Source organism: Streptococcus sp. CL8.13 (assembly GCF_049737895.1).
In genome coordinates this window covers 1-5,007 of sequence record NZ_JBKOTT010000068.1, presented here as the reverse complement: position 1 = coordinate 5,007, position 5,007 = coordinate 1, and the positions used below count along the sequence as shown (strand labels likewise).

At 42.7% G+C, this 5,007-nt stretch carries 4 protein-coding genes; 3 read left to right on the top strand and 1 reads right to left on the bottom strand.

Going from position 1 to position 5,007, the window contains the following annotated elements:
• The 3 genes from ACLNCN_RS03275 to radC form a co-directional block, all read left to right on the top strand.
• Positions 1 to 1,549: formate--tetrahydrofolate ligase (locus ACLNCN_RS03275; RefSeq protein WP_424844608.1), on the top strand; the 1,549-nt coding region annotated here is incomplete at its 5' end.
• 266 nt (positions 1,550 to 1,815) lie between these two features.
• Entirely contained in the window at positions 1,816 to 4,107 is a 2,292-nt protein-coding gene (pcrA, locus tag ACLNCN_RS03270; RefSeq protein ID WP_424844607.1) for a DNA helicase PcrA, read from the top strand.
• A 42-nt stretch (positions 4,108 to 4,149) separates the two neighbouring features.
• Entirely contained in the window at positions 4,150 to 4,830 is a 681-nt protein-coding gene (gene radC / locus ACLNCN_RS03265) for a RadC family protein (protein WP_218493464.1), read from the top strand.
• On the opposite strand, the gene ACLNCN_RS03260 is transcribed toward radC, so the two are convergent.
• A partial coding sequence (locus ACLNCN_RS03260) for a gamma-glutamyl-gamma-aminobutyrate hydrolase family protein (RefSeq protein WP_424844606.1) occupies positions 4,827 to 5,007 on the bottom strand: 181 nt, incomplete at its 5' end. The two genes, radC and ACLNCN_RS03260, sit on opposite strands and share 4 nt — an antisense overlap.

Below are 5,007 nucleotides of genomic sequence, written 5' to 3'. Positions count from 1 at the left end.
CTTTGATAAAATTCGTGCAGTTGAGAGCAATCCAGTTGGGAAATTGATTTTGGTTACTGCTATCAACCCAACACCTGCAGGTGAAGGAAAATCAACCATTACCATTGGTCTTGCGGACGCCTTGAACAAGATTGGCAAGAAAACCATGATTGCTATTCGCGAACCATCTCTTGGTCCAGTAATGGGAATCAAAGGTGGTGCCGCTGGTGGTGGTTATGCTCAAGTTCTGCCAATGGAAGACATCAACCTTCACTTTACGGGGGACATGCATGCCATTACAACTGCCAACAATGCGCTTTCTGCCTTGATTGACAACCACTTACACCAAGGAAATGAGCTAGGAATCGACCAACGCCGTATCCTCTGGAAACGTGTAGTGGACTTGAACGACCGTGCTCTTCGCCATGTGACCGTTGGACTTGGTGGCCCTCTAAATGGTATTCCACGTGAGGATGGCTTTGACATTACCGTCGCTTCCGAAATCATGGCGATTCTTTGCTTGGCAACAGACATCGAGGACTTGAAACGCCGTTTGGCTAATATCGTTATCGGTTATCGCTATGACCGAACACCTGTTTCTGTAGGTGATTTGCAGGTTGAAGGTGCATTAGCTTTGATTTTGAAGGATGCGATTAAGCCGAACCTGGTTCAGACAATTTACGGAACACCTGCCTTTGTTCACGGTGGTCCATTTGCCAATATTGCTCACGGATGTAACTCTGTCTTGGCAACTACAACAGCCCTTCATTTGGCTGATTACACAGTTACTGAAGCTGGTTTTGGTGCAGACCTTGGTGCCGAGAAATTCCTTGATATTAAGACACCAAACTTGCCAACATCTCCAGATGCAGTAGTTATTGTTGCAACCCTTCGTGCTCTTAAGATGAATGGCGGTGTGGCTAAAGACGCTTTGACAGAAGAAAACGTAGAGGCTGTTCGTTCCGGTTTTGCCAACTTGAAACGCCACGTTGAGAACATCCGTAAGTTCGGTATTCCAGCAGTTGTTGCGATTAACGAATTTGTTTCTGATACAGAAGCTGAAATCGCAGCCTTGAAAGAACTCTGTGCTTCTATTGATGTGCCAGTTGAGTTGGCAAGTGTCTGGGCTGATGGTGCAGAAGGTGGAGTAGCACTTGCTGAAACGGTTGTCAAAACTATCGCTGAAAACCCATCTAACTATAAACGTTTGTATGACAATGACCTTTCTGTTCAAGAAAAGATTGAAAAGATTGTTACTGAAATCTATCGTGGTAGCAAAGTAAACTTTGAGAAGAAAGCTCAAACACAAATCGCTCAAATCGTTCAAAACGGTTGGGACAAATTGCCAATCTGTATGGCTAAAACTCAATATAGTTTTTCAGATAATCCAAATGCACTTGGATCACCTGAAAACTTTGAAATTACCATTCGTGAATTGGTACCAAAATTAGGTGCAGGCTTCATCGTTGCCTTAACTGGTGATGTCATGACCATGCCAGGCCTTCCAAAACGACCAGCAGCCCTCAACATGGATGTTGAAAGCGATGGAACCGTTCTAGGTTTGTTCTAGTATATTGAAATTGACTTCATACTCTTCGAAAATCTCTTCAAACCACGTCAGCTTCACCTTGCCGTACTCAAGTACAGCCTGCGGCTAGCTTCCTAGTTTGCACTTCGATTTTCATTGAGTAATAAATGAGTTTGGAAATACTATCCAAGCTCATTTTTTATCTAGATATAAGAAGTTGCCTTCTACACGTAAGCAGTCTAGGTAAAGATATTTTCCCTGAATTCTGATATAATAGAAATATTGACTTCAAGAGTAAGGAAGAGAAGATGAACGCATTATTAAATGGAATGAATGACCGTCAGGCTGAGGCGGTGCAAACGACAGAAGGGCCCTTGTTGATCATGGCAGGGGCTGGTTCTGGGAAGACCCGAGTTTTGACCCACCGCATTGCTTATCTGATTGATGAAAAGCTAGTCAATCCGTGGAATATCTTGGCTATTACCTTTACCAATAAGGCTGCGCGTGAGATGAAGGAGCGTGCTTATAGCCTAAATCCAGCCACTCAGGACTGTCTGATTGCGACCTTTCACTCCATGTGTGTTCGTATTTTGCGTCGCGATGCGGACCATATTGGCTACAATCGCAATTTCACTATTGTAGATCCTGGTGAACAGCGAACGCTCATGAAACGCATTCTCAAGCAGTTGAACTTAGATCCTAAAAAATGGAATGAACGAAGCATCTTAGGAACAATTTCAAATGCTAAGAATGACCTGATTGATGATGTTGCCTATGCTGCCCAAGCTGGAGATATGTACACGCAAATCGTGGCCCAGTGTTACACTGCTTACCAAAAAGAATTGCGTCAGTCGGAGTCGGTTGACTTTGATGATTTGATTATGCTGACCCTGCGTCTCTTTGATCAAAATCCTGATGTTTTGACTTACTATCAGCAGAAGTTCCAATACATCCATGTTGATGAGTACCAAGATACCAATCATGCCCAGTACCAACTGGTCAAACTCTTGGCTTCGCGCTTTAAAAACACCTGTGTGGTTGGAGATGCGGACCAGTCGATTTACGGTTGGCGTGGTGCTGATATGCAGAATATCTTGGATTTCGAGAAAGATTATCCTCAAGCAAAGGTTGTTTTGTTAGAAGAAAATTATCGCTCTACGAAGACTATTCTTCAAGCAGCCAATGAAGTTATTAAAAACAATAAAAACCGTCGCCCTAAAAATCTCTGGACCCAGAACGCTGATGGGGAGCAAATCGTTTATTATCGTGCCAATGATGAGCTAGATGAGGCTGTATTTGTGGCTAAAACTATTGATGAACTTGGTCGCAGTCAAAACTTCCTTCATAAGGATTTTGCAGTTCTCTATCGTACAAACGCCCAGTCTCGTACTATTGAGGAAGCCCTGCTCAAGTCAAATATTCCTTATACCATGGTTGGTGGAACCAAGTTCTACAGCCGTAAGGAAATTCGTGATATTATCGCTTACCTAAACCTCATTGCTAATTTGAGTGACAATATCAGTTTTGAACGTATTATCAACGAACCGAAACGAGGAATTGGCCCAGGTACTGTTGAGAAAATTCGTGACTTTGCTAATATGCAAGACATGTCTATGCTGGATGCTTCAGCAAATATCATGTTATCTGGTATCAAGGGTAAAGCAGCCCAGTCTATCTGGGATTTTGCCAATATGATTCTGGATTTACGAGAGCAGCTAGATCAATTAAATATTACAGAGTTGGTTGAGGCCGTCCTAGAAAAAACAGGTTACGTCGATATTTTAAATGCTCAAGCGACTTTAGAAAGCAAGGCTAGGGTCGAAAATATTGAAGAGTTCCTTTCTGTGACGAAAAACTTTGATGACACCTCTGATGGGTCAGAAGAAGAAAATGGTCTGGACAAACTGAGTCGTTTCTTAAATGACTTAGCCTTGATTGCGGATACAGATTCAGGTAGTCAGGAGACATCAGAAGTGACCCTGATGACCCTGCATGCCGCTAAAGGTCTCGAGTTTCCAGTTGTCTTTTTGATTGGGATGGAAGAAAATGTCTTTCCGCTTAGCCGTGCAGCTGAAGATCAAGATGAATTAGAAGAAGAACGCCGTCTGGCCTATGTAGGTATCACGCGTGCAGAGAAAATTCTCTATCTGACCAATGCTAACTCACGCTTGCTTTTCGGTCGTACCAACTACAACCGTCCGACTCGTTTTATTAATGAAATTAGTTCAGATTTGCTTGAGTATCAAGGTCTGGCCCGACCAGCAAATACAAGCTTTAAAGCATCTTATAGCAGTGGAGGCGTTACCTTCGGTCAAGGTATGAGTTTGGCGCAAGCTCTGCAAGACCGTAAACGCAGTGCGGCCCCAAAAACTATCCAGTCAAGCGGCCTCCCATTTGGTCAATATACAGCTGGAGCAAAATCAGTGTCTAGCGAGGCAAATTGGTCCATTGGTGACATTGCCCTCCACAAGAAGTGGGGAGAGGGAACTGTTCTGGAAGTTTCAGGTAGCGGTGCTACGCAGGAATTAAAAATCAATTTCCCAGAAGTAGGTTTGAAAAAACTTTTAGCTAGTGTAGCCCCAATTGAGAAAAAAATCTAATTTTCCATCCTTCTCACGAATAATAAAGTGAGGAGGATTTTTATGTATAGTATTTCATTCCAAGAAGATTCACTGTTGCCAAGAGAAAGGCTGGCCAAGGAAGGAGTAGAAGCGCTCAGTAACCAAGAGTTGCTAGCTATTTTACTTAGGACAGGAACACGTCAAGCTAGCGTTTTTGAAATTGCCCAGAAAGTTTTGAACAATCTTTCAAGCCTAACGGATTTGAAAAAAATGACCCTGCAGGAATTGCAGAGTCTATCTGGTATTGGCCGTGTTAAGGCTATAGAATTACAAGCTATGATTGAACTGGGGCATCGTATTCACAAACATGAAACTATTGAGATGGAAAGTATTCTCAGCAGTCAAAAGTTGGCCAAGAAGATGCAACAGGAGTTGGGACATAAAAAACAAGAGCACCTGGTGGCGCTCTATCTCAATACTCAAAATCAAATCATTCATCAACAGACCATTTTTATCGGCTCAGCTACTCGTAGTATTGCTGAACCACGTGAGATTCTTCACTATGCTATCAAGCATATGGCGACTTCTCTCATCTTGGTCCACAATCATCCTTCAGGAGCGGTAGCCCCTAGCCGAAATGATGATCATGTGACTAAACTTGTAAAAGAAGCCTGTGACCTGATGGGGATTGTCCTCTTGGACCATTTGATTGTCTCTCATTCTAATTACTTTAGTTATCGTGAAAAGACGGATTTAATCTAAAGTTCATTGACGACATAGTCAAAGAGGTTTTTATCTTTGGGACGATTTTCAAAAAGAAATTCTGGGTGCCATTGGACACCGAGAAAGGCAACATCATCCGTACTCATGACAGCTTCAATGATACCATCTTTAGGATCATGAGCCGCAATCTTTAAATTTGGTGCTAAATCTTTGATG

What these genes read in the sequence shown, in the direction of transcription:
- pcrA (WP_424844607.1), top strand. Translation starts at nt 1,816, where the DNA reads ATGAACGCATTATTAAATGGAATGAATGACCGTCAGGCTGAGGCGGTG.
- radC (WP_218493464.1), top strand. Translation starts at nt 4,150, where the DNA reads ATGTATAGTATTTCATTCCAAGAAGATTCACTGTTGCCAAGAGAAAGG.